This window comes from Streptomyces sp. NPDC014889, from assembly GCF_043081205.1.
Lineage (GTDB): Bacteria > Actinomycetota > Actinomycetes > Streptomycetales > Streptomycetaceae > Streptomyces.
This window is the reverse complement of sequence record NZ_JBIBWH010000010.1, coordinates 288998-312926: the sequence shown is the minus strand read 5'-3', so window position 1 is coordinate 312926 and position 23929 is coordinate 288998. Positions and strand designations below refer to the sequence as shown.

Genomic DNA, 23929 nt, shown 5'->3' with positions numbered 1-23929 from the left:
ACATACCGCGCACCAACCTTCACACACGCCACACAAGTTGGTTAGCGTGCGGTCGGACCGCATGATCGTCACCGGGGGACTCGCCTGACGACGCGGCCTCCGCGCAATCCACCCGCCCTCGACGGCCGACCGCCGGGCGGACGATGGAAGGAGTCGCCTCCCTTGGCGTCGCACAGCAACACGCGGCCCGCCGCTGCGTCCGGACCTGGCACGCGCGGGGCGGACGGCGCCGGGCCGAGCCCGGAGGAGGTCGAGAGGAAGCTCGACTACCTGTACGGCCGGGCGGGGTCGTCCACCGCACGGAAGGGCGCCGCAGAGAAGGGCGGCGCGGAGAAGGACAGCGCAGAGAAGGGCGGCGCCCAGAAGAAGGGGGCGAGGCAGCGCGGGCTGGTCGCCGCACTCCTCGACGACGTCGCCAGGCGCACCGACATGCTCGGCAGGGCGCGCGAGATGCTCGGTTCCTTCGCGGCGGCCCCGAACCGCAACGGTGACGGCACCCCCGAGACCGCCGCCCTGCTGCTCACCGAGACCCCGCAGGGCTACTTCGACCAGGCCCAGCTGATCAGCCGCCTGAACGCACGCCGCGAAAGCCTGGCCGACGGCCCCGGTGCGCAGCCGCCCGCGCCCGGGACCACGGTCACGGCGACTCCCGCGCCGACCGAGCCGCAGCACGACATCGCGGCGGCCAAGGCGGCCGTCCAGCGGAAGCTGGCACACGCGCGCGTGCTGCTGTCGGCGCACCATGCGCACGAGGCGATGCCCGCGACCGAGCCGGCGCCGCGGCCGCAGACGGCGAAGAACGCGCAGAACCCCACTGCCTCCCCTCCCCAGGACGACGTCGCGGCCCCCGGGGCCCCGACCGGAGTGTTTCCGGGGCAAACGGCTGACGTGTTCCCGGGACAGGCGGCTGACGTGTCCCCGGGACAGACACCCGGCCTGCCCCCGGAGCAGGCACCCGGCACCCCCACAGGACAGACACCCAGCATCCCCATGCCCCCGGAGCAGGCGGCCGGTGTGTTCCCGAGGCAGGCGTTCGGCTTCGCGGTGGCGTCCAGGGCCGACCAGGCCCTCGCCTTCGCCCGTGAGCAGATCGGCAAACCATATGTGTGGGGGGCGGCGGGTCCGGGGTCGTACGACTGCTCCGGCCTTACACAGGCCGCCTGGAAGGCCGCGGGCGTCACGCTGCCCCGCGCCGCCCGCGACCAGGCCCAGGCCGGTACGGCGGTCCCGCTCTCCGAGGCCCGGCCCGGCGACCTGGTCTTCTTCGCCTTCTTCGAGGACGCGGAGCACGTCGGCCTCTACGCCGGTGAGGGCGTGCTGATCCACGCGCCGAGGCCCGGCGACCGCGTCCGCGAGGAGCCCGTCCACCACGACGGCGCATCGGCGGTACGGCGGGTGGTGCGGCCGGCCTGAGGGCGGCGCGCCCTGTCCGGCGGCTGTCGGCGGGCGGTTTTTGCAGGCACCCGCGCGCGCCCCGCGCATGGGCGCGCGACGCTCCTTAGCATCGGGCCATGCCCGGCACCTCACCCTTGCGCGCCTGGTTGGCGCAGCGCCCACCGGCGGCCGGTGCCGCCGTGATGGCCACCGGCATCGTGTCGGTCGCCCTGCACATGACGGGCTACGAACTGCCGTCCCGCGTGATCCTCGCGGTGGCCTGCTTCGCCTGGCTGACGCTGGCGGCGGACTTCGTCCTGCGACTGCTGGGCGACCGGGCGCGGTGGATGAAGGATGCCGGGACGCCGGGCGCCCTCACCGCCGTCGCGGCGACGACCGTGCTCGGGACCCGCTTCTCGGCGCTGGGGTGGCAGACCCTCGCGGAGGCGCTGCTCGCGCTCGCCTTCGTGCTGTGGCCGGGGCTGCTGGTGCTGGTGGTCCGCAACTCCCGACGGCCCATGCCCGGAGCGGTGTTCCTGAGTTGCGTGGCGACCGAGGGCCTGGCCGTGCTCGCCGCCACGCTGGCCAAGGCGCAGGGTGCGGACTGGCCGGCGTACGCCGCGCTGGTGCTGTTCTGGATCGGCCTCGCGCTGTACGTCTTCGCGCTGTGCTGCTTCGACCTGAGGCAACTGCTCGAGGGGCACGGGGATCACTGGATCGCGGGCGGAGCCCTGGCGATCTCGGCACTCGCCGGCGCGCGGCTGATCACCGTCGGTTCGGGCAGGTACCTGTGGGACAGCGACGACAGCGGTGTCCTGCGGACGGTGACCCTGGCGCTCCTCGTGCTCGACCTGTGCTGGTACGCCGTCCTGGTCGTCGCCGAACTGGTTCGGCCCCGGCCGCGCTACGACGTGCGCCGCTGGTCGACGGTGTTCCCGATGGGCATGACGGCGGCGGCGAGCCTGTCCGTCGCGACCGCCGCGAACGTCCCGTCGGGGGGGCTCGGGGAGGTGCTCCTGTGGATCGCGGTGGCGGCGTGGCTGGCCGTCGCCGCGGGCGCGGTCCTGGACGCGCGCACGGAGCTCACGGCGCTGCGCTGACCGTCACGTCCACAACACGGCGATGAAGATGTTCGCCGTGGTGAGCAGGCCCACCAGGCCGAACAGGCTCTTGTCCACCTTCTCGTCGTCCCGCTTGACGTAGACGAGGCCGAGGATCACGATCAGCAGCGCCAGCTTCACGCCGATCTTGATGTTGTCGACGTGGTAGCCCTGGGCCTGGTTGAGGCCGACCAGGATCGCGCCGGTGACCAGCATGGTCAGCGCGCCGTGCAGCATCGCCGGCACGAACCGGGCCGTGCCCCGGCCTATCGCCTTCATCTGGGTGAGGAAGCCGCCGAGCAGTGCGGCGATACCGACGATGTGCAGGCCGACGAAGAGATGGATGAGTACGTCCATGGCTCGGGAGCCTAACCAGCGGCCTGCCCGCCCCCCTCACCGGCCCGTCCCGGGGGGCCCGCATATATGCGACCCATAGCACCTCGCCCGGCCCGAATGCCCCGGAAACCCCCGTATCGATCATCGCAGCACGCGAAGGCGGCGTTCCCGGAACGGGATCACGGTCACATACGGTCACACCGCGATCCCCTGACGCCACTTCCGTACATGACCTCACCCGGCTCTCACCGAGCGGCTTAGCTCCTCCCCCAGGTGACCGGCTTCACCGCCGCCCGGGCCAGGGGCGGCGGCCGGACACCACCGCCGAGAGGTCCGGCGGCGGGCTGCTCCCCTGTGCGGCCCGCCGCCGGACCAGGACCCCGCCTCCGTGGCCGGCAGAAGGGACGTGACGCTCCACGTGGCAGCGCACCGCAGGCTCCGACAGCGCTCGCGAGGCGGTGGCACCGTCCGTACGGCCGCCACGATCGCCCTCGCGGGCGCCGCGACGGCGACCGCTTTCGACGGCACCGGGCAAGCCGCCCCGCGTCCGGCGCCGGAGCAGATCAAGGCCACGGTGGACAGGCTCTACCGGGAGGCGGAGACCGCCACCGAGAAGTACGACGGCGCCAAGGAGAAGGCGGACACGGCCGAGAAGCGGCTGAATGCACTGGGCGACGAGGCCGCTCGCAGGCAGGAGAAACTGAACTCCGCCCGCGACGCACTGGGCACGGTCGCCGCGGCACAGTACCGGGACGGCGGCATCGACCCCGTGGTGCAGCTGCTCCTGTCCGACGACCCCCGGCAGTACCTGGACGGGGCCGAGTTCACCGAGCGGGCGGGCGTCCGGCAGACGGCCGCCGTGTCCGACGTGCGCCGGCAGCTGCGGGAGATCGGCCGGCTGCGTGGCGACGCGCGTATCGAGCTGACCTCGCTCAGGTCACGGCAGGCGGAACTGCGGCGGCAGAAGAAGATGGTCACCGGCAAACTGGACGAGGCCCGGCGGCTGCTGGCGGGACTGTCCCCGCAACAGCGCGCGGCGATCGGCCACGGCGGTGACACGGAACGCGCGACCCGCCACGGCAACGGCGCCCGGGACCCGCTCCTCGGCGACCCGGCGTCGGTCACCGCCCCCGGTGCCCGCGCGGCGGCGGCCGTCGCCTACGCCTACCGGAAGCTCGGCAGCCCCTATGTGTGGGGCGCGACCGGTCCCGACGCCTTCGACTGCTCTGGCCTGATCCAGGCGGCCTATCGCTCCGCCGGGGTCGCGCTGCCCCGCACCAGCTACGCCCAGATCAACGCGGGCCGCCGTGTCCCACGCTCCGCGCTGCGCCCCGGTGACCTGGTGTTCTTCTACTCCGGCGTCAGCCACGTCGGCATCTACGTCGGCAACGGCCGGATGATCCACGCCCCGAACCCCTCGGCCCCGGTCCGCCTGGCCCCGATCGACCAGATGCCGTTCGCGGGGGCGACCCGGGTGGCATGAGGGGTCTTCCGGGTCCTCCGGATGTCACACCAGCCGGCGTGCCGTCGCCCAACGGGTCAGCTCGTGGCGGTTGGAGAGCTGGAGCTTCCTCAGCACCGCGGAGACGTGGGACTCCACCGTCTTGACGGAGATGAAGAGCTGCTTGGCGATCTCCTTGTACGCGTAGCCGCGGGCGATGAGGCGCAGCACCTCGCGCTCGCGCTGGGTGAGACGGTCGAGGTCCTCGTCGACCGGCGGGGCGTCGGTGGAGGCGAAGGCGTCGAGGACGAAGCCCGCCAGGCGCGGGGAGAAGACGGCGTCGCCCTCCTGGACCCGGAAGATCGAGTCGACCAGGTCGGCGCCCGTGATCGTCTTCGTCACATAGCCGCGCGCTCCGCCACGGATCACGCCGATCACATCCTCCGCCGCGTCCGACACGGACAGCGCGAGGAAGCGGACGGGCCGCTCGGTGTCGGCGGTCAGCGCGGCGCAGCGCCTCAGCACCTCCACCCCGCCGCCCCCGGGGAGGTGGACGTCGAGCAGAACCACCTCGGGCCGGGTCGCGGTGATGACCGTGACCGCCTGGTCGACGTCCGCGGCCTCACCGACGACCTCCACGCCCGTCTGCTCGGTCTGGCCGATCTCGGCCTGGACCCCGGTGCGGAACATGCGGTGGTCGTCGACGAGGACCACGCGCACATGCCGCCCGCCCGCCCCCGCCGTCTCCGCTCCCGCCGTACCGTTCGCCTCGGTCGGGTCGCTCATCACGTGTTCTCCGCCCTCTCCATCTCCAGCTCGACCTCCGTGCCGCCGTCCGGCACGGCCCGCAGCCGGGCCGTCCCCCCGTTGCGCTCCATACGGCCGATGATCGATTCTCTGACGCCCATCCGGTCGGCGGGTATCGCGTCGAGGTCGAAGCCGGGTCCGCGGTCCCGGACGGACACGAAGACGGTCCTGCCCTCGACCTCGGCGTAGACCTGGACGGCGCCGCCCTCGCCACCGTACTTGGCGGCGTTCACCATGGCTTCCCTCGCGGCCTGCATCTGGGCGCCGATCCGGTCGTCGAGCGGGCAGTCGCCGACCACGACCACCTCTATGGGGACACCGTGCTTGTCCTCGACCTCGGCGGCGTTGCGCTTGACCGCCTCGGCGAGGGTGGCCGGTTCGTCGGCCTCGTCCTTGCCGTTGCCCTCCGGCTTGTAGAGCCAGGCGCGCAGGTCGCGCTCCTGGGCTCGGGCGAGGCGGCGCACCTCGCCCGCATTCTCCGCGTTGCGCTGGATCAGGGTCAGGGTGTGCAGCACCGAGTCGTGGACGTGGGCGGCGACCTCGGCCCGCTCCTGGGCGCGGATGCGCATCAGGCGCTCCTCGGAGAGGTCCTGGGTCATGCGCACGAGGTAGGGGCCGGCGAGCAGGGTTATCCCGACCAGGACGGCGAGCGCCGCCTGGAGGACCGAGCCGAGATGGGCGGCGGACCCCTGCATCACGAAGATGGCGGAGACACCGGCCGTGACCAGCAGGACACCCGCACAGGCGCGGGCCAGGGTGAGCGTACGGCGGCGGCGGCCGACCTCGACCCAGCGAGCCCGGCGGGCGTTGTCCGCCTGGCGCCAGACGAGGGCCACGCCCGCCGCGACCAGGACGGCCGGCAGGAGGTAGGCCTTCGCGCCGTTGCCCGGATTGATGCTGCCGACGAAGACCATCGCCACGACGACCATGAGGAGCAGGGCGACGATCTGGCCCTTGTCCGGCTTGCGGGCGACGATTCTGCGGCGGCCGTCCGGCGAGGTCTCGGTGGTGACGAGGGACGGCGGCTTCTGGTCGCCGACGCCGCCGACGCCGAGGGGCACGAAGAACCAGAAGGCCGCGTACACCAGCGCGCCGAGCCCATCGGCCATGAACAGGCCGACGAAGACCAGCCGCACCCAGACGACGGGCAGCCCGAGGTGCCCGGCGAGGCCCCGCGCCACTCCGCCGAGCCAGCGTCCGTCGCTGCTGCGGTAGAGCTTGCGCGGCGGCCGCGGGTCGTCGAGGGGCGCTGCTGCGGCTTCCGGCATGCCATTGATGGTCACACGCCCGGCGGTGCGGGGACATCAGGGTCCGCCCCCTAGACTCCCCTGATCTTCGACCTGCCCTCGAACCTGCCCTTGGGAGGGACCTTGGGCCGCGGCCCGGCGGGCCGGTCGAACGCATCCCCGGACACGGCTCAGGGGCGAATCAGGGTTCGCCCAGGGTCGTCCCGGCTCCCGCCACGGCCGCACGCCCGTCACCATGGACGCATGACGCATCACCGGCACGCCGCGAAGGGTCCGGAGCCCGGCTCCGGCCCGGGCCCGTCCCCGGGCACCGGGCCACGGGACGCCGTGCCCGGCGCGGGTGCGGGTGTGGGTGAGAGGGAGCAGGCGCGGGCGCCCGGACAGCCGGGCGCGCCGCACACGGACGAACGGCCGGGATCGGCCGACGGGACGGGAGGGGAGAGCGTGGCGGGCACGACGGGGGCGGCCGAACACCGGAACCCGGCCAGCGGGCCGGAGACCGGGACGGCGGGAGCCGGCACCGCTGCCGGGGCGCGCCCGGGAACCGACACGGCTGCCGGGGGGCGGCCCGGGGGCGACACCGCTGCCGGGGCGCACCTGGGAGCCGGTACCCCTGCCGGGGCGCAGCTCGGGGCCGAGACCGGATCGGACGGCACCGACGGCGTGCCGAAGTTCCGGCGGCACCGGGCGCACCGGATGATCGGCGGCGTCTGCGCCGGCCTGGGCCGGCAGTGCGACATGGACCCGGTGATCTTCCGGATCACGCTGGCCGTGCTGGCGGCGACCGGCGGCATAGGTCTCATCTTCTACGGCTTCGCCTGGCTCTTCGTCCCGTACGACGACGAGGACGAGAACGAGGTGCGCAAGCTCCTCACCGGCCGGGTGGACGGACCGGCGCTCGCGGCCGTGCTGTTCGCGCTGGTCGGCTGCGGGGTCTTCCTCTCCATGCTGGGCAACGGCAGCGTGCTGACCTTCGGCATCGTCCTGTCCCTGCTCCTCGCCGGCGCCGGGTACTGGTCGCAGCACCGCGGCGCCCACAGTCCCGACCCGCTGGCCGCCCAGGCCGCCGCCGACGCCCCGCCGGAAGCGCAGGCACCGCCGGTGCCCGCCATCCACGCCTCCTGGTGGCGCGACCCGATCGTCAAGGACGGCACGCACGTCGGAGGCACGGGCTATCTGTGGGGTCCCCGCGACGCGGGCGACCGGTACGGCCGGGATGGTCGTGATGTCGCCGCTGCCGTCAACATCGGCTTCGGCGCGCACAGCGGCACGCCCCGGGACGCGTACACACGTCCCGTGCGCACCGGGCCGCCCCGCCCGCACGGGATCGGCGGCTGGGTGTTCCTGCTGGCCCTGGCCGCCGGGGCCCTCGGCTCCCGCCTGACCTGGGACGCCCACGCCCTGGGCACCAGCCTCCAGGCCGGTCTTGCCTGCGCGCTCGCGGTCTTCGGCCTGGGCATAGCGGTGAGCGCGTTCCTGGGGCGGACGGGCATCGGTTCGATACTGCTGGCCCTGATCACCGCGGCGCTGCTCGCCGCTTCCACGGCGCTTCCGAAGGACATCACCACGCAGTGGGGGCAGCGCACCTGGCAGCCCGCGGCGACGGCGGACGTGCGGCCCGAGTACCGCCTCGGCACCGGGGAGGGCACCTTGGACCTGACCCGGATACACCTCGGCAAGGGAGCGACGGTGACGACGAAGGCGCAGGTGGGCGCGGGCCGGCTGCGGGTGATCGTGCCCGCGGGTGTGACCGTGCGGGCGAACATCGAGGTGGGGCTCGGCGACATCCAGCTGCCGGGCGACTCCTCACAGGACGTGGACGTGGCTCCGGGCCGGCACCAGCAGGTCACGCTGCCCGCGACCGTGGGCGGCAAGAACGCGGGGACCGTGGACCTCAAGCTCCACGTCGGCATGGGACAGGCGGAGGTGAGCCGTGCTGCGCCATGAGTTCCAGCCGGGGAAGCTGGTGTCCGGGCTCGCCCTCACCGGCGCGGGCGTGGTCTACGCGGGAGACGCGGCCGGCGCCTGGCACGTCCAGTGGTTCCTGCTGGTCCCCATGATCGTCGGCGGCCTGTGCCTGGGCGGTGCGGCGGCGGTGGTGAACAGGGCCGTTCGCAGGGGCCGGGCCGCCCGCCGGCCCCTCGGCGGGGCGGGGACGGGAGGGCCCGGCTGAGCTATCGGTACTCCCCCGCCCGGTGCCGTCGCCGCGCCCGCAGCGCGGCATCGGCGGAGAGCACCGGGGCGCCTGCGAGGACGAGGGGCAGCCAGGCCATCAGATAGGCGAGGTCGTTGCCGTAGTAGTAGGGGGTGGTGGCCCAGCTGACCGTGAGCCACAGGCTGAGGGAGATCAGCGCGCCGCCGAGCGCGGCCAGACGGCCGAGCAGGCCGATCAGGGTGCCGAGGCCGACGGCCAGTTCGGCGAAGGCGATGCCGTAGCCGAAGCCGACCGGGTTCTTCAGGGCCAGGTCGACCAGGGCCGGGACGGCGGAGGAGTCGCGGACCGCGCGCATCGTCTCGCCGATCGACCCGGCACCGGTGTCCTGCATGAAGCCGCTGGAGGTGAGCTTGTCGAGACCGGCGTAGACGAAGGTGACGCCCAGGAAGACACGGAGGGGCAGGAGGGCGTAGCGGGACGCTGTGTCCCGCCAGGTTCGGCTCGGGTCCGTCTGCATGGTCCGGGTGTCCGTACGAACGTGGGTCATCGCTGCGAGCCGCCTCTCACCGCCGTCGTATGTTCCCCTCGATCGACCATACGTATGCGAGGCAGGGCCCGCTCAATCCGACGGGGAGGTTTTTCCGGCTTCCGTGTGACTTCGGCTCATGCGCCCCAAGGACTCGGGGTGCTGACGGCCCTCCACAAAACGTCCCCACCCGATCCGCCGGAGGTGTCGCCCGCCGTCATCCAGTCCTACCCTGTCCCGTTTCTCCCCTGTCCCCTTTCTCCGCTGTCCCGTCACTCCGTCACGTCGATCGTGTACCGGTTCGTCTCCACGCCTGCCGCCGTGACCACCTGCACCTCGACCCGGCCCGGCTCCACGTCCGCCGGGACGGGCACGGTCAGTGCCGTGTCCGTGGGGTTGCTGAAGCCGCCCGCGACCGGGACCAGGGGGACATGCACGTTGACCGGGCCGATGCGGACCCTCATACGGGCCAGCCGGTCGGCTCCCTGCGCACCCGGCGGGACGAGCCCCGCGCCCCGGATCTCGATGTCGTCGCCGGTCCGGATCGGCGCGTCCAGGTCCCCGGCCTCCCGGGCCCGGACCACCGACAGGACGACCGGCCGGCCGCCGTCGGCGTACTTGCCCGCCAGGTAGGTCGCCGCCGACACCAGCACCACCACCGCCAGGCCCCATGGCAGGTCGGGCAGTTGGTCGGGGCGCCGGGCCAGGCGCACCGCGGCGAACGCCAGCGCGACGCCGCTGATGACCACGTACTGGATGTCCGTGAAGGAACCCCGTCCCGCGTCGTCGGTCAGCAGGTCGGCCGCCCGCGGCCGGTCCGCGCGCACCTTCTGGAGCCGCTGCCCCAGCACCCGCAGCCCGACCACCCGCCGCACCAGGACCGCGATTCCGCACACCACGGCGAGGACGGTGACCACACCGGCGCCACGGGCCAGGTCAAGACCGGCGATCAGGGCGTCGCGCTCGGTGTGGTCCGAGGCCGCGGCGAGCCGGCCCGCCAGCACCAGCACCGCGTACGCGACGAAGAGCACCCACCCGGCGGCCACCGCTCGGGATGTGGACAGCCGGTTGTCCTCGCCGATGACCGGGGCGAGCGCCCCGCCGCGCGCCCGGTGGAGCCAGGAAGCGGCCGTCAGCGCCCCGGCCACCAGAACGGCAGCCAGCAGTCCCGCCGTCCGGGCGGTGCTCCAGCCCGCCCCCACCGCCGTCAGCGCCTGCACCAGAAGCAACAGGACGACCGCCGCCCACACCGTGTACGCCGTCCAGCGCCACAGCCGCGCCAGCCAGGCCTCGCCCTCGGCCCGCCCGCGCTCCGCGACGAGTTGCGCCGACTGCGTCAGTTCCTCCGAGACCCACTGCCGGGAGGCCGACGCCGAGTGCGCCACGGCCGCCGGCAGGCCGTGGCCAGCGGCGAACTCGTCCCGCTTGAGAAGGAACGCGGCAACGGCCTGCCGGTGTCCCGCACGCGCCCCGTGCGGGCAGTCCCCGCAGGTGCAGCCGCCTCCATGGGCGCCCACGCCGCCTCTCGCCTCCTGCACCGCCACGCCCGACGCCCGCCTTCCCCGGATCCCGCGGCCCGGCCGCGACAACAACACCCCTATGCAGAAAGCGAATTGTGCCCTATGCCGCCCCGCTCGCATTCGTCAGGTCCGGTCAACGCGGGTGAAGCCGGCAGCGCCGTGTTGACCCGGCTGCGCCCGGCTGCGGGAATCCCCGTGGGGAGGGCGGGATGTCCCGATGTGTCCAGCGCGCCGAAGTGGTTCAGGTCAGCAGGTCGGGTTCGCTGCGGCTGATGTCCTGCCACAGGGGCTGGTAGTTGATCCACGCCACCAGGTCGCCACCGAGCTGCTCCCGGGTCGCGGCCGCCGGTTCGTGGTCGATCAGGACCGGCCGGCCCGCCGCCCGGGCGGTCAACTGGACCTGGCAGGAGCGTTCCATGGCCAGGAACCACCAGGCGGCGGCGTCCACCGAGTCGCCGACGGTCAGCAGCCCGTGGTTGCGCAGCACCAGCGCCTTGCGCGAGCCCAGCGCGGCCGCGATCCGGCGGCCCTCCTCCACGTCGACGGTGACACCCGTGTAGGAGCCGTAGACGGCGTGGTCCTCGTAGAAGGCGCAGCTCTCCTGGGTGATCGGGTCCAGGAGTTCACCGAGCGCCGCCAGGGCGCGGCCGTGCACGGAGTGGCAGTGGGCGACGGCGACGACGTCCGGGCGGGCGGCGTGCACCTGGGCGTGCACGGTGAACGCGGCCTGGTTGACGTGGTGGCGGCCCTGGAGCACCTGCCCGGTCTGGTTGGAGAGGACCAGGTCGCTCACGGTGACGTGCTTGAACGGCATCCCGAAGGGGTTGACCCAGAAGCAGTCGCTGAACTCGGGGTCGCGGGCGGTGATGTGGCCGGAGACGCCGTCCTCGAAGCCGTACCGCCCGAAGATCCTCAGCGCGCCCGCGAGCCGCTCCTTGCGGTACCGGCGTTCGTCGTCCACCGACTCGTGCATCGGCGGCATCGCGAACCGCAGCTTCTCGGTGGGCAGGGGCGGGGGCGGGGTGGGAGTGGGGCCGTGCATATGACCTCCGTCGCTGGATCGACGACGTACGGGCCGGAAGCTACCGCCGAACGGGCCGGGATACGAGCGCCGTGCGGTGAAGATGCCGGGCAGCACACCGGCTCCCCCGCCCTCGCTGCCGAATGCCGCCGACCGCGCGGCGGCTGCCGCCGAACCCCGACAGAGGATGTCGGGTATCAGCGTCACACTCGGGGCATGGCGACGAACTGGGCGGCCTTCGCCGCCGCGGAACCCGACCTGGCCGAGACCGTCGAGCGGCGGTTCGGGGCGTTCCCGCACCACGTCCTGGTGACCCTGCGCAAGGACGGCTCACCGCGCACCGCAGGACTCGAGGTGCGCTTCCTGAACGGCGAGCTGTGGCTCGGCATGATGCCGGGCTCGCTCAAGGCGCTCGACCTGCGCCGGGATCCGAGGTTCGCGCTGCAGGCGAACCCGGGGCCGGACACCGCGATGGCCGGCGGTGACGCGCGGATCGCCGGGCGGGCGATCGAGGTGGAGGAGCCAGGGGTGAAGGCCGCGTATGTGAAAGAGGTGGAACCGCCGCAGCCGTTCCACCTCTTCCGCACCGAGCTGACGGAGGTCGTACGGACCAGCGTCGAGGACGACACGTTCCTGGTCGTCCAGGTCTGGAGGCCTCAAGAGCCGGTGCGCACTCTCAGGCGGACGTAGACCGGGGCGGGGTCACTCCCACTCGATGGTGCCCGGCGGCTTCGACGTCACGTCGAGGACCACGCGGTTGACGTCCCGGACCTCGTTGGTGATGCGGGTCGAGATCTTCGCCAGCACGTCGTAGGGCAGCCGCGACCAGTCGGCGGTCATGGCGTCCTCGCTGGAGACCGGGCGCAGCACGATCGGGTGGCCGTAGGTGCGGCCGTCGCCCTGGACGCCGACGCTGCGCACGTCCGCGAGCAGGACCACCGGGCACTGCCAGATGTCACGGTCGAGACCGGCCGCCGTCAGCTCCTCGCGGGCGATGGCGTCGGCCTCGCGCAGCAGGTCGAGGCGCTCCTTGGTGACCTCGCCGACGATGCGGATGCCGAGGCCGGGTCCCGGGAAGGGCTGGCGCTGGACGATCTCGTCCGGCAGGCCGAGCTCCTGGCCGACCATGCGGACCTCGTCCTTGAAAAGCCGGCGCAGCGGTTCGATCAGCTTGAACTCGAGGTCCTCGGGCAGGCCGCCGACGTTGTGGTGCGACTTGATGTTCGCGGTGCCGGTGCCGCCGCCGGACTCGACGACGTCCGGGTAGAGGGTGCCCTGGACGAGGAACTCCACCGCCGGGCCCTCGTCCGCGATGATCTCCGCCTGGGCCTGCTCGAAGACGCGGATGAACTCGCGGCCGATGATCTTCCGCTTCTCCTCGGGGTCGTTGACCCCCTTGAGGGCGGTGAGGAAGCGCTCCTCGGCGTCGACGACCTTCAGCTGCACGCCGGTCGCGGCCACGAAGTCCTTCTCGACCTGCTCGGTCTCGCCCTTGCGCATCAGGCCGTGGTCGACGTAGACGCAGGTGAGCTGGGAGCCGATGGCCTTCTGCACGAGTGCGGCGGCGACCGCGGAGTCCACGCCCCCGGACAGCCCGCAGATCGCCCGCTTGTCGCCGACCTGCTCGCGGATGGCGGCGACCTGCTCGTCGATGACGTTGCCGGTGGTCCAGTTCGGCTTGAGGCCCGCACCGCGGTAGAGGAAGTGCTCCAGGACCTGCTGGCCGTGCGTGGAGTGCATGACCTCCGGGTGGTACTGGACGCCGTACAGCTTCTTCTCGTCGTTCTCGAACGCGGCGACCGGGACGACGTCCGTGGAGGCGGTGACCGAGAAGCCCTCGGGGGCGGCGGAGCAGGCGTCGCCGTGCGACATCCACACGTCCTGCTCGGCCGGGGTGCCCTCGAAGAGGGTGGAGGAGGGCTTGGAGACGGCCAGTCCGGTGCGGCCGTACTCGCGGGCCCCGGAGTTGTCCACGGTGCCGCCGAGGACCTCCGCCATGAGCTGGAAGCCGTAGCACATGCCGAAGACGGGGACGCCGGACTCGAAGATCGCGCGGTCGAGGCGGGGGGCGCCCTCCTCGTACACCGAGGAGGGGCCGCCGGAGAGGATGATCGCCGCCGGGTTCTTGGCGAGCATCTCCTGGACCGGCATCGAGCTCGGCACGATCTCGCTGTAGACCCGCGCCTCGCGGACGCGACGGGCGATGAGCTGGGCGTACTGCGCGCCGAAGTCGACGACCAGGACGGTGTCGGGGGCGGCGGCAGCGGGGGTCGCTGATGACACGGGGTGCCTTCCGGCGTCGGGGGTCCTTGTGTCTGTCGATTCTACCGAGGTGGCCGTGGGTCCCTCCCCGGGCGCCCGGGGACCGCCCGCCCCCGGGCCTGCGCCCGGGGTCCGGGGGCGGGGCCTGTCCATCCCTCGTCTCATCATGCGAACCGTGTTGGCCGCCGCGACCGGGCGCGTCATACTGGTCCTATGCTCGCGCAGACGACCTTCCTGTTTACCTATGGCGACCGGCCCACCGGCTGCCATGGTCGTGCTGCTTGAGCCACTGACAAGCGACTTCCCAGGCGCCCCGGGCCGACAAGGTCCGGGGCGCCTGGCGTTGTGGTCCTTGTCCGCCGGGGCACCGCATCCGACACCACCGAGGAGCCCCGCGATGACCGTCACCGCACCGCAGACCCAGACCCCGGCCGCCACTGCGCCGAGCGGTGCCCGCGCCGACGAGGCCGCGCATGTGATCACCGGCGCCCGGGAGCGCATCGACGCCCTCGACGACCGGATCATCGGCCTGATCCAGGAACGGATGGCCGTCTCCGCCGTGATCCAGGAGACCCGGATCGCCTCCGGGGGCCGGCGGGTGAACCTCTCCCGCGAGATGGAGATCCTCGGCCACTACAGGGACGCCCTGGGCAAGCCGGGCACGACCCTGGCGATGACCTTGCTCGAACTGTGCCGGGGCAGGGTCTGAACCCCTCCGCGGGGTCCCCTCCGTGCGGAAACCCCCGTACGGCGCTCTCACCCGTACGGCGCGTGACCGCCGCGCGGGCCGCCTCGTTGTCCCGGTGTCCGTGCCAGCCAGGGGCGGGCCCGAAAGAACCACGCGTGGATCTCCGGAGCGATGAGACGTGCGGATGCGCGCGTCGTGGGACCTCGCTCCAGGAAGTGACCGGACGGCAGGGGACAGCAGCCCGGTCACCCAGATAAACGGCCGGCTCCGGGGACGCCCGGGGCCGGCCGGCGGAACGGAAACCGCACAGGTCCGGATCAGCAGGAAGGGCCCCGCCGCCCATGGCCGCGGGGCCCTTCTCCTGTGCGCTCACGGATACGGATCCCCGATGATGTGACGCAGGACACACAGGAAACCTGCCGACCCGGGCGCAACCTTTCCCAGCCTCCCCTGGTCACATCAGCGGACGGAGGAGGACCTGTGCCAGGAGGGGGGTGCAGGTCCTCTCTCTTTCCGGTCTCTTTCGGGGGCTACTTCCCGGCCCTTCAGGTGGTTGAGGACTTCTTGGGCGGTACCGACGGCATCCCCAGGAACGGCAGCCTCAGGGCGCCGAAGGCGTCCGCCGGGACCGCTGGTTGCCGTGGCTCCACCGGCCGCAGACGCTCGTAGGCCGCGCCCTGCCGCGGGCGCGGGTCGGCCTCACCCTTGTTGGGCCAGTACGACATCGCCCGCTCGGCCTGGGCGGTGATGGTCAGCGACGGGTTCACCCCCAGGTTCGCCGAGACCGCCGCGCCGTCGACGACCGAGATGCCGGGGTGGCCGTAGAGGCGGTGGTACGGGTCGATGACGCCGGTCTCGGGCGAGGCGCCGATCGGGCAGCCGCCGAGGAAGTGGGCGGTGAGCGGAGTGCCCATGAGTTCGCCCACGTTGGAACCGGCGAAGCCGTTGATCTCGGCGGCGAGCGCGCCGGCGCCCTCCGTGGCGGCCCTGATCTGCTGCGGGTTGGGGGCGCCGTGCCCCTGGCGGGCCGTGAGCAGCCCCTTGCCCACGCCGGCCGGTTTCAGGTACGTGGTCAGGGAGTTGTCCAGGGACTGCATCACCAGGCCGATGATGGTCCGCTCCGACCAGCGGCGGTTGGACAGGGAGCGCAGCACGAGCACGGGGTGCCGGGCGGCGTTGGCCAGCCAGGCCGCCACTCTGGACGAGCCCTCGGCGTAAGGGACCTGGAGGATCGACAGGCTGCCCATCGCGTTGGAGCCCTTGCCGTAGCGGACCGGCTCGATGTGGGTGTTCCCGTCGGGGTGGACGGAGGACGTGATGGCGACTCCCCGTGTGAAGTCCGCCCTCGGCTTCCCGGTCGCCTTCCGGTAGCGCCGGTCGTCGGTCTGGGCGCCCACCAGCGCCTCGGAGTTGGTGCGGGTCAACTCGCCCAGCCGGCACGAGATGCGGGGCAGCAGGCCGCTCACCCTCATGCGGTGCAGCAGCGTCTGGGTGCCGTAGGTGCCGGCCGCCAGGACGACCCTGCGCGCGGTGAACAGGCGGCCCGCCCCCTTCTTCCTGTTGCCGGTGGGGAGCGTGGCGACCGCGTAGCCGCCGCGTGAGTCGTCCGTGACCGACACGACCGTCGTCATGGGGTGGACCACCGCGCCCGCCTTCTCGGCGAGGTACAGGTAGTTCTCGTTCAGGGTGTTCTTGGCGCCGTGCCGGCAACCCGTCATGCACTCGCCGCACTCGGTGCAGGCCCCGCGGTCCGGTCCGGCGCCGCCGAAGTACGGGTCCGCGACCCGCTCGCCCGGCTTCGCCCTCGTCGCGCCGTCGGCGTCCTCGCCGTCGCCGAAGAACACCCCGACCGGCGCCATGTGGAAGGTGTCGCCGAAGCCCATCCGCTGTGCGGCGGCCTTCAGATGGACGTCGGAGGGGGTCGTCGTCGGGTTGAGCCGCACACCGAGCATGCGCCGCGCCTGGTCGTAGTACGGCCCCAACTCGTCCTGCCAGTCGGTGATGTCGCGCCACTGGGGGTCGTCGAAGAAGGCTTCCGGCGGTACGTAGAGGGTGTTGGCGTAGTTCAGGGAGCCGCCGCCCACGCCCGCGCCGGCCAGCACCATGACGTTGCCGAGCAGGTGGATGCGCTGGATCCCGTACATGCCGAGCTTGGGGGCCCACAGGTAGTTCTTCAGGTCCCAGGAGTTCTTCGGCAGGGTCGCGCGGGTGAAGCGGCGGCCCGCCTCCAGGACGCCGACGCGGTAGCCCTTTTCCGTCAGGCGGAGCGCGGAGACCGATCCGCCGAACCCCGAGCCCACGACGATGACGTCGTAGTCGTAGCCATGGCCGTCTTGAGACACGTGCTCTCCTCGTCGGGAACCGGGTGCCGTCGGGGTTGCTGTCCAGGGGGTCTGTCCGAGGTGCCACCAGCAGGTCTGTCCGCGGTTCTGCCCAGGGCCGCGGTCTAGCGGAAGCGGAGCCGCTTCATCAGCTTCAGGCTGCGGGTCATGAACGCCGCGTATCCCTCGTCGTCCATGCCGAGCGACGGGGCCATGGGCAGCAGCCGCTGGTGGGCCACCGTCTGGGCCTCGGTGTACTTGAGGATGCCCTCGGAGCCGTGCCGGCGGCCGAGACCCGAGTCCTTCATGCCGCCCATCGGCGACTGGATGCTGCCGTAGGCGGGGGCGTAGCCCTCGTTGATGTTGACCGTGCCGGTGCGCAGCCGGGCGGCGATCTCGCGACCGCGTCGGGCGTCCTTCGTCCAGACGGACGAGTTCAGGCCGTACGGCGTGGAGTTGGCGCGTTCGATCGCCTCGTCGTCGCTCGCGAAGCGGTGGACGGAGACGACCGGGCCGAAGGTCTCCTCGGTGCACACGGCCATCGGGGCCTCGACCCCGTCGAGGATGGTGGGCTCGAAGAAGTACGGGCCGATGTCGGGGCGGGCGACGCCACCCGCCATCACCTTGGCGCCCTTGGCGACGGCCTCCTCCACGTGCCGGGTGACGATCGCCAACTGCCGCTCGCCGACCAGCGAGCCCATGTCGGCGCCGTACGCGAGGGACGTGCCGAGCCGCATCGCCCGCGTACGGGCCGCGAACCGTTCGAGGAACGCGTCCGCGACCGCCTCGTGGACGTACAGCCGCTCGATGGAGATGCACAGTTGACCGGCGGAGGAGAAGCAGGCGCGGACGGCTCCGGCCGCCGCCTTCTCGATGTCGGCGTCCGCGAGCACCAGCATGGCGTTCTTGCCGCCGAGTTCGAGGGAGACGCCGACCAGCCGGGCGGCGGCGCTCCGGGCGACTTCGCGTCCGGTGCGGGTGGAGCCGGTGAAGGAGACGTAGTCGGCGTGCTCGACGACCGCGGGGCCGACGACCGGGCCGTCGCCGATGACGACCTGGAACACCTCGGCGGGCAGTCCGGCCTCGATGAGCAGGTCGCGGGCCCACAGCGCGGTCAGGCAGGTCTCGGTGTCGGGCTTCATCACCACCGCGTTGCCGGCGACGAAGGCGGGCAACGCGTCGCCGACGGACAGTTCCAGGGGGTAGTTCCAGGGGGCGATCTGGCCCACCACCCCACGCGGATGGCGCAGTTCGGTGACGCGCGTGAGGGTGGGAATGGCGCCCGTGTGCCGCTTGGGCCCGAGGTAGGCGGCGGCGCGGCGGCCGTAGTGCCGGGCGGCGACGGCGACGGCCTGCACCTCCTCGTGCGCGTGCAGGCGGGCCTTGCCGGTCTCCAGCTGGATCAGGTCCAGGACCTCGGCCTGGCGGGCGAGCACCAGGTCGTGGAAGCGGAGCAGGACGGCCGCGCGCCGCCGCACCGGGATCCGCGCCCACACCTCCTGTGCGGCGCGGGCCCGTTCGTAGGCGCGGGCCACGTCCTCGGGAGTGGACTCGGGCAGGTCGGCGAGCTTGTCGCCGGTGAACGGCGTGTGGTTGGCGGTCCGGCCGGATCCGGCGACGCCCTTGGTGAGCCGGGCGACCAGGTCGGGGGTCACCACGTCGGTGGCGGTGCGGGCCCCCGCGGGGGCGGGGGCCTGGGGGTTGGTGCCGGTCTTCGCCGGGGCCTGCGCGTCCGTCATGAGGCGCAGGGTATGCCGGTCGGACGGCTTTGTGTACCCGTCAGTAATAGGGATTCACGGGTTTCACCGAGTGCTCACGGCGTGCCAGTGATCACTGGCAACGAATGCGCTGATCAGGGAGTTGTCACAGGTGGTCGAGGTCCAGATTGGCGATCGCCTCGCGCGCGACCTCGCGGCCGCGTTCGGTGAAGTCGCCCTTGCCGGGGTAGCCGACGGTGAGCTTGTACAGGTCGCCCCCGGAGGTCTTGTAGTAGAACATCCGCAGCTCGCGCGGCATCGGGTGCGTGCTGTCGTCGGTGGTGTAGACGACCGTGTTCTCGGCGGCCTGCTTGCCGCGGTACGTCGACTCCTTCGGGTGGGTCTCCGGGTTCTCGGGCATGTCGAGTTCGTAGCTGCCGGACTGCTTGTAGGTGCCGAGGTCGTCGTACATCTGGGCGGCGGCGGAGTCCTTGATGGTGCGGTCCGGTTCCTCGGACTTCCTCAGCAGGCGCAGCCCGACCGTGATGCTGCCGCTCCAGTCGCTGTAGGTCACCCAGTGCTTCTTGTCGTTCTTCCGGTCCGGCACCTGCCGCTGGTAGTCCTTCGGCACGGCGATCGTCGCGGCGACGTCCTTCTCCTGATGGGACGCCCAGCCCTCGGGCAGCGGCCCGGCGAACGGGCGGGCGATCAGGACGTACGCCGTCACCGCGGCCGCGACGACCGCGGCGCCGAGCCCGAGCCACGCCCCGCGCCCGAGCCGGAGGCCGCGCGGCCCGCCGGGGGCGCCCTCGGCGTACCGCACCACCTGCGTCGGTGCCGGGACGGGCGGCGCGGCGGCCGCCTCCAGCAGGGCGCGCACCCGGGCGGCGGGCGGCCGGTGCGCCGGGTCCTTGTGCAGCAGGCCGGTCACGGCCTCGGCGAGCGGGCCCTGCGCCGCGGCCGGCGGTGCGGGGGTGGCGTTGAGGACCGACTGGAGGGTGGCCGGGGTGTTGCTGCGGCGGAACGGTGAGACGCCCTCCGTGGCCGCGTACAGGACCACGCCGAGCGACCACAGGTCGGAGGCCGGGCCGGGGCGCTGCCCCAGCACCCGTTCCGGCGCGATGTACTCGGGTGAGCCGACGAAGCCGCCGGTGTCGGTCAGGTTGGTCTCGCCCTCGATCTGGGCGATGCCGAAGTCGGTGAGGACGATCCGGTCGTGCCGGCCGAGCAGGATGTTGTCCGGCTTGACGTCCCGGTGCAGGATGCCCGCGGCGTGCGCGGCCTCGAGCGCGCCGAGCACCTCCAGACCGATCCGGGCCGCCTCGCGGGCGTCCAGGGTGCCCTCCTGGAGCGCGGCGCCGAGCGAGCGGCCCCGCACCAGCTCCATCACGATCCACGGCTGCCCGTCGACGACGGCCACGTCGTGGACGTTGACGACCGCGGGGTGGTCGAGCCGGGCGGCGGCCCGGGCCTCGCGGCGCATCCGCTCGAAGGCGTTGGCACGCTCCCGCTCGGGAAGGTGGTCGGGGACGCGGGGCTCCTTGACGGCGACCTCGCGGTCCACCGTCTCGTCCTTGGCCCGCCACACGGTTCCCATGCCGCCGTGCCCGAGCTTGGCGAGCAGCCGGTAGCGCCCGCCGATCAGCCGGCCGGCGCCGGGGTCCGGCGGCTGCGCGGCGGCGGTGTCCCGCGGCCCAGGGGCAGCGCCCTGCGGCTCCGCGCGTGTGGCGTCCTGCGGCTGCCCGTCCCCGCCGCCCGGTGCGGGGGCGGCGTACGGGTTCTGCGGGTGGGACACCCGCGCCTGCGGGTCCGGCGGTTGCAGGGCGAAGGTCGTCGGATCGTCGGCCCCGTACTGGGCGCCCCCGTGATTGCTCATGGGTCCATCCATATCGCGACCGCCTCCACCGGCTCCAGCAGGGGGCGTATCCGGTCACCGACCCGTGACCTGCCGTGCGGCGAAACCGCCGACCGCGACGTCGAATTGCTCCTTGGCCTCGCGCACCCTGCCGACCGGCGCCGACACCCACACGTCGTACATCCGCCCGTCCTGCTCCCAGCACAGGTCGTAGGTGTGCCGCGGGCCCTCCGCCGCGCTGTAGCCGTTCCAGGTGAACTCCCAGAGGGCGGCCGGGTGTTCGCGGTGGGTGGTGGCGGTGACGCGGCCGTCGCGGTAGCCGGGGTTGGTGTCCGGTCCCGCGGCGTCGGCGCGGCGCATCACCGCGACCGGGCCTCCGCTCCCCGGTTCTGTGACCTTGATGCCGAGGCGGAAGGTCTCCCCGGGCGACAGGTAGAAGACCCGCTCGCCCTGCGGCTCACGGGTGAAGCCGTCCGGTACGGCGAGGGAGAAGCCGGCCGGGTCGTGCACCACGTGGTAGCCCGAGGGCACCGTGGTGCCGTCGGCGGCGGGCGGTGCGGACCGTGTGACGGTGACCGTGGAGACCGGGACGGGGAGCGATCCGGGCGGCGAACCGGCTGGTGGCGACGGCGTGTCCGGCCGGGAGGCGGTGCCGTCCGTGGCGCCCCCGCCCGTGTGCGGACCCGAACTCGTGGGCGTACCGCCACTGTTGCCGCCGCCCCGCATCAGCAGTGCCGCGGCGGACACGCCCGCCCCGGCCGTCGCGGCCACCAGCAGCGCGGCGACCAGCACGTTCCGGGTGGGGTACCGGGCGGGAGCCCGGGACGCGGGGTCCGCCGGAGCCGGAGCGGGCTCGGAGGGCGTGACGGGCACGTCGCGCCGCGTCGGCGTGCGAGGGACCGGCGGTTCCGGCGTGCGGCCCGACTGCAGGAAGGCGGTCAGCATCCGCTCCGCCTCGGCCGCCGTCAGCCGACGGTCCGGATCGCGCTCCAGCAGCCCGCGTACGACGGGCAGGATCGGCGCGGCCTGCGCGGGCGGCCGGATCTCGTCGAGGACGACCGCGTGCAGGATGCCGCCGAGCGAGTCGCGCCGGAACGGCGACTCGCCGCTCAGGGCGGTGCACAGCAGTGCGCCGAGCGACCAGAGGTCGGACTCGGGACCGGTCCTGGTCCCGGACATCCGCTCCGGCGCGGTGTACTCCGGTGAGCCGACGAAGGACCCGGTCTCGGTGAGCGTGGTCGCGCCCGCCATCCGCGCGATGCCGAAGTCGGTGAGCACGATCCGGTCGGTGCCCGACTCCACCAGGACGTTGGCCGGCTTGATGTCCCGGTGCAGGACACCGGCGGCGTGCGCGGTGCGCAGCGCGCTCAGCAGGGCGACGCCGATGCGGGCGCCCTCGGCGGCGTCCACCGGGCCGCGGGCGGCGATCCGGTCGGCCAGCGAGCCTCCATCGATCAACTCCATGACGATGTACGGGCGTTCGCCTTGAACGACGACGTCGTGCACGACGACGAGGTGCGGGTGCCGCAAGCGGGCGACCGCGCGGGCCTCGCGCAGGGTGCGTTCCCGCTGGAGCGCGGCCTCCTCGGCGGACAGGGTCTCGTCGAACGCGAGTTCCTTGACCGCGACCCGCCGTTCGAGGAGCTGGTCGGTGGCCCGCCACACGATGCCCATGCCCCCGCGGCCGAGCCTCGCCTCCAGGCGGTAACGGCCCGCGATGACACGGAAGTCGTCCCCCTCGATCCCCATGCGCCCCATCATGCCGCACGGCCGGGCCGCCCTCTGGGGCGCCGACCGGCCAACGACGGGGACCGGACGGGGGTCAGCCGGCGGTCGGCTGCCAGCTCTGGAGCACGGTCTGGAACTGCTTCCGCGTCCGCGCCCAGTCCTCCTCCGGCGAGGACATGTAGATCGCGTACTCCACGCCCTCACGGGAGAAGTACGTCTCCTCGATGGCGTGCCGCGGGCCGGGGAACGGCGTGTCCTTCGCCAGGGCCGTCCAGCTGTACTCCCAACGGGAGCCCGGGCAGTCGCGGTAGGTGTTCGCCTCCAGGGTCAGCCGGCGGTAGCCGACCAGCCGCTGGAGCCGCTGCTCCAGGTCGAGTTGGTGCTCGTGGCCGGTGGCGAAGTCCGGCGTGTCGTCCACGGCGACGCGGATGAAGTGCTTGCCCCCGTCGGGGGTGTAGTCGACCTGGTGGGTCGCCTCGTCGAACTCCTGCCGCTGCCAGCTCCTGTCGGGCACGGCGAGGCTGAAGCCGTAGGGGTCGTGGACGCGCACCCAGCCGTCCGGGAGACCGCCGGAGGCGTCGGTGGTCGGCGAGGGCGTGGTGGTCTCCGGCGGCGGGGTCGACTGGGAGGCGCCGGAGCCCTGCCGCCGGTCCTGGTCCCACTTCTGCAGCATCAGCGCGCTGCCGCCGCCGACGAGCGCGGCAAGGACCACGACCAGGATCAGGGTGCGGCGGCGTCTGGGCACCCGGACCGGGGAGTGCTGCGGCATGGGTCCGGTGGCGGCCGGGACGGGCGCGGGGTGCGGGGTCGTGGCGGCCGACAAGGACCCCGAGGCCGGGTACGCGGCGGTCTCCGGGGGGAGTCCGGCCGCCCGCGTGGGCACGTAGGCCTGCGCGCTGCGCGGCCGGCGGCCCTCGGCGGCCTCGGCGAGCATCTGCTCCGCCTGCGCCGCCTGCGGCCGTTCGGCCGGGTCCTTGCGCAGCAGGGCGGTGATGACCGGGGCGAGCGGCCCCGCGTGCCGCGGCTCGCGCGGCTCCTCGTCGACGACCGCCTGCATGGTGCTCAGCGGCGAGGTGCGGCGGAACGGCGACAGGCCCTCCACGGCGGTGTAGAGCGTGGCGCCCAGCGCCCACAGGTCGGAGGCCGGTCCCGGGTCGTGGCCGCGGACGCGCTCCGGGGCCAGGTAGTCGACCGAGCCGACCACCTCGCCGGTGCGGGTGATGGTGGTGTCGCCCTCTATCTGGGCTATGCCGAAGTCGGTCAGCAGGACGCGGCCGTCCTCGCCGAGCAGCACGTTGCCGGGCTTGACGTCGCGGTGCAGCACCCCGGCGGCGTGCGCGGCGCGCAGGGCGCGCAGCACCCACAGGCCGATCCGGGCGGCCTCCGCCGGGTCCATGCGGTCCCGCTCCTTGAGCGCGTCCGCCAGCGAGCGGCCCTCGACGAGCTCCATCACGATCCACGGGCGGCCGTCGTGCTCCAGCACGTCGTGCACCGTCACGACGGCGGAGTGGTTGATCCGCGCCGCGGCGCGTGCCTCCGCCCGGGTGCGCGCGAGCAGCACGTCCTGGTCGCTCTCGGCGACGTAGAGCGCGGCGGTCAACTCCTTGATGGCGACGGCCCGGTGCAGCACCTCGTCGTGCGCTCGCCACACCCGGCCCATGCCGCCGCTGCCGATGGCGTCGGCGAGCCGGTAGCGGCCCGAGAGGAGCAGGCCCTGCATCTGATTCACGTTTCCCCGCAGTCGTCTTGACAGGCTCAGCGTAGGGACCGGCCCCCCGGCTGGGAACCAGCGGGGTCCCAGGAGAGCCTCACTGTGACCGTTGTCGCTCGCCGGGGCGTGTGCGGTTCCGG

General features: G+C 73.0%; 19 protein-coding genes. 7 read left to right on the top strand and 12 right to left on the bottom strand.

Features of this window, described 5'->3' with window-relative positions; translation table 11 throughout:
• Positions 1 to 162: 162 nt before the first annotated feature.
• Positions 163 to 1413, top strand: a complete 1251-nt coding sequence (locus ACF09J_RS22275; RefSeq protein WP_392307163.1) for an NlpC/P60 family protein — start codon at positions 163 to 165, stop codon at positions 1411 to 1413.
• Positions 1414 to 1511: 98 nt separating this feature from the next.
• The gene (locus tag ACF09J_RS22270; RefSeq protein WP_392307162.1) at positions 1512 to 2474 is read left to right on the top strand and encodes a tellurite resistance/C4-dicarboxylate transporter family protein; all 963 of its coding nucleotides are present in this window, start codon (positions 1512 to 1514) and stop codon (positions 2472 to 2474) included.
• A 3-nt stretch (positions 2475 to 2477) separates the two neighbouring features.
• Here the strand turns inward: ACF09J_RS22270 and ACF09J_RS22265 are convergent, their stop codons facing one another.
• Positions 2478 to 2831 (bottom strand): hypothetical protein, encoded by a 354-nt coding sequence (locus ACF09J_RS22265; protein ID WP_392307161.1) that lies wholly within the window; start codon positions 2829 to 2831, stop codon positions 2478 to 2480.
• Positions 2832 to 3228: 397 nt separating this feature from the next.
• Here ACF09J_RS22265 and ACF09J_RS22260 point away from each other — a divergent pair, with 397 nt between their 5' ends.
• Positions 3229 to 4293: an NlpC/P60 family protein gene (locus ACF09J_RS22260; protein ID WP_392307190.1), complete on the top strand. Its 1065-nt coding sequence runs from the start codon at positions 3229 to 3231 to the stop codon at positions 4291 to 4293.
• A 24-nt stretch (positions 4294 to 4317) separates the two neighbouring features.
• Here the strand turns inward: ACF09J_RS22260 and ACF09J_RS22255 are convergent, their stop codons facing one another.
• Entirely contained in the window at positions 4318 to 5037 is a 720-nt protein-coding gene (locus ACF09J_RS22255; protein ID WP_392307160.1) for a LuxR C-terminal-related transcriptional regulator, read from the bottom strand.
• A complete protein-coding gene (locus ACF09J_RS22250) occupies positions 5037 to 6326 on the bottom strand; it encodes a PspC domain-containing protein (RefSeq protein WP_392307159.1) in 1290 nt (429 codons plus the stop codon). Before ACF09J_RS22250 ends, ACF09J_RS22255 begins: the two co-directional genes overlap by 1 nt.
• 222 nt (positions 6327 to 6548) lie before the next feature.
• Between ACF09J_RS22250 and ACF09J_RS22245 the strand changes: the two genes are divergently transcribed.
• Complete coding sequence (locus ACF09J_RS22245; protein ID WP_392307158.1) at positions 6549 to 8252, top strand: PspC domain-containing protein; 1704 nt, start codon at positions 6549 to 6551, stop codon at positions 8250 to 8252.
• Positions 8239 to 8478, top strand: a complete 240-nt coding sequence (locus ACF09J_RS22240; RefSeq protein ID WP_392307157.1) for a hypothetical protein — start codon at positions 8239 to 8241, stop codon at positions 8476 to 8478. The genes ACF09J_RS22245 and ACF09J_RS22240 overlap by 14 nt, the downstream gene beginning before the upstream one ends.
• A gap of 1 nt (position 8479) precedes the next feature.
• Here ACF09J_RS22240 and ACF09J_RS22235 read toward each other — a convergent pair whose 3' ends face one another.
• The 3 genes from ACF09J_RS22235 to ACF09J_RS22225 form a co-directional block, all read right to left on the bottom strand.
• Complete coding sequence (locus tag ACF09J_RS22235; RefSeq protein ID WP_392307156.1) at positions 8480 to 9007, bottom strand: DoxX family membrane protein; 528 nt, start codon at positions 9005 to 9007, stop codon at positions 8480 to 8482.
• 251 nt (positions 9008 to 9258) lie between these two features.
• Positions 9259 to 10530, bottom strand: a complete 1272-nt coding sequence (locus ACF09J_RS22230; RefSeq protein ID WP_392307155.1) for a hypothetical protein — start codon at positions 10528 to 10530, stop codon at positions 9259 to 9261.
• A 217-nt stretch (positions 10531 to 10747) separates the two neighbouring features.
• Complete coding sequence (locus ACF09J_RS22225) at positions 10748 to 11548, bottom strand: class II aldolase/adducin family protein (protein WP_392307154.1); 801 nt, start codon at positions 11546 to 11548, stop codon at positions 10748 to 10750.
• Between the two features lie 195 nt (positions 11549 to 11743).
• On the opposite strand from ACF09J_RS22225, the gene ACF09J_RS22220 reads away from it, so the two are divergent.
• Positions 11744 to 12217, top strand: coding sequence for a pyridoxamine 5'-phosphate oxidase family protein (locus ACF09J_RS22220; protein WP_392307153.1), 474 nt, complete (start codon positions 11744 to 11746; stop codon positions 12215 to 12217).
• Positions 12218 to 12229: 12 nt separating this feature from the next.
• Here the strand turns inward: ACF09J_RS22220 and guaA are convergent, their stop codons facing one another.
• The gene (gene guaA, locus ACF09J_RS22215; RefSeq protein WP_392307152.1) at positions 12230 to 13810 is read right to left on the bottom strand and encodes a glutamine-hydrolyzing GMP synthase; all 1581 of its coding nucleotides are present in this window, start codon (positions 13808 to 13810) and stop codon (positions 12230 to 12232) included.
• 376 nt (positions 13811 to 14186) lie between these two features.
• On the opposite strand from guaA, the gene ACF09J_RS22210 reads away from it, so the two are divergent.
• Positions 14187 to 14498: a chorismate mutase gene (locus tag ACF09J_RS22210; RefSeq protein ID WP_392307151.1), complete on the top strand. Its 312-nt coding sequence runs from the start codon at positions 14187 to 14189 to the stop codon at positions 14496 to 14498.
• 524 nt (positions 14499 to 15022) lie between these two features.
• On the opposite strand, the gene ACF09J_RS22205 is transcribed toward ACF09J_RS22210, so the two are convergent.
• The 5 genes from ACF09J_RS22205 to ACF09J_RS22185 all read right to left on the bottom strand — a co-directional run bounded on the left by ACF09J_RS22205 (position 15023) and on the right by ACF09J_RS22185 (position 23798).
• The gene (locus tag ACF09J_RS22205; RefSeq protein ID WP_392307150.1) at positions 15023 to 16819 is read right to left on the bottom strand and encodes a GMC oxidoreductase; all 1797 of its coding nucleotides are present in this window, start codon (positions 16817 to 16819) and stop codon (positions 15023 to 15025) included.
• Between the two features lie 104 nt (positions 16820 to 16923).
• A complete protein-coding gene (locus tag ACF09J_RS22200; RefSeq protein ID WP_392307149.1) occupies positions 16924 to 18537 on the bottom strand; it encodes a succinic semialdehyde dehydrogenase in 1614 nt (537 codons plus the stop codon).
• A gap of 124 nt (positions 18538 to 18661) precedes the next feature.
• Positions 18662 to 20371 carry a serine/threonine-protein kinase gene (locus tag ACF09J_RS22195; protein WP_392307148.1) on the bottom strand — a complete coding sequence of 570 codons (1710 nt, stop codon included), beginning with the start codon at positions 20369 to 20371 and terminating at the stop codon, positions 18662 to 18664.
• Positions 20372 to 20425: 54 nt separating this feature from the next.
• Entirely contained in the window at positions 20426 to 22099 is a 1674-nt protein-coding gene (locus ACF09J_RS22190) for a protein kinase (protein WP_392307147.1), read from the bottom strand.
• A 73-nt stretch (positions 22100 to 22172) separates the two neighbouring features.
• Complete coding sequence (locus ACF09J_RS22185; RefSeq protein ID WP_392307189.1) at positions 22173 to 23798, bottom strand: protein kinase; 1626 nt, start codon at positions 23796 to 23798, stop codon at positions 22173 to 22175.
• Between the last annotated feature and the right edge of the window lie 131 nt (positions 23799 to 23929).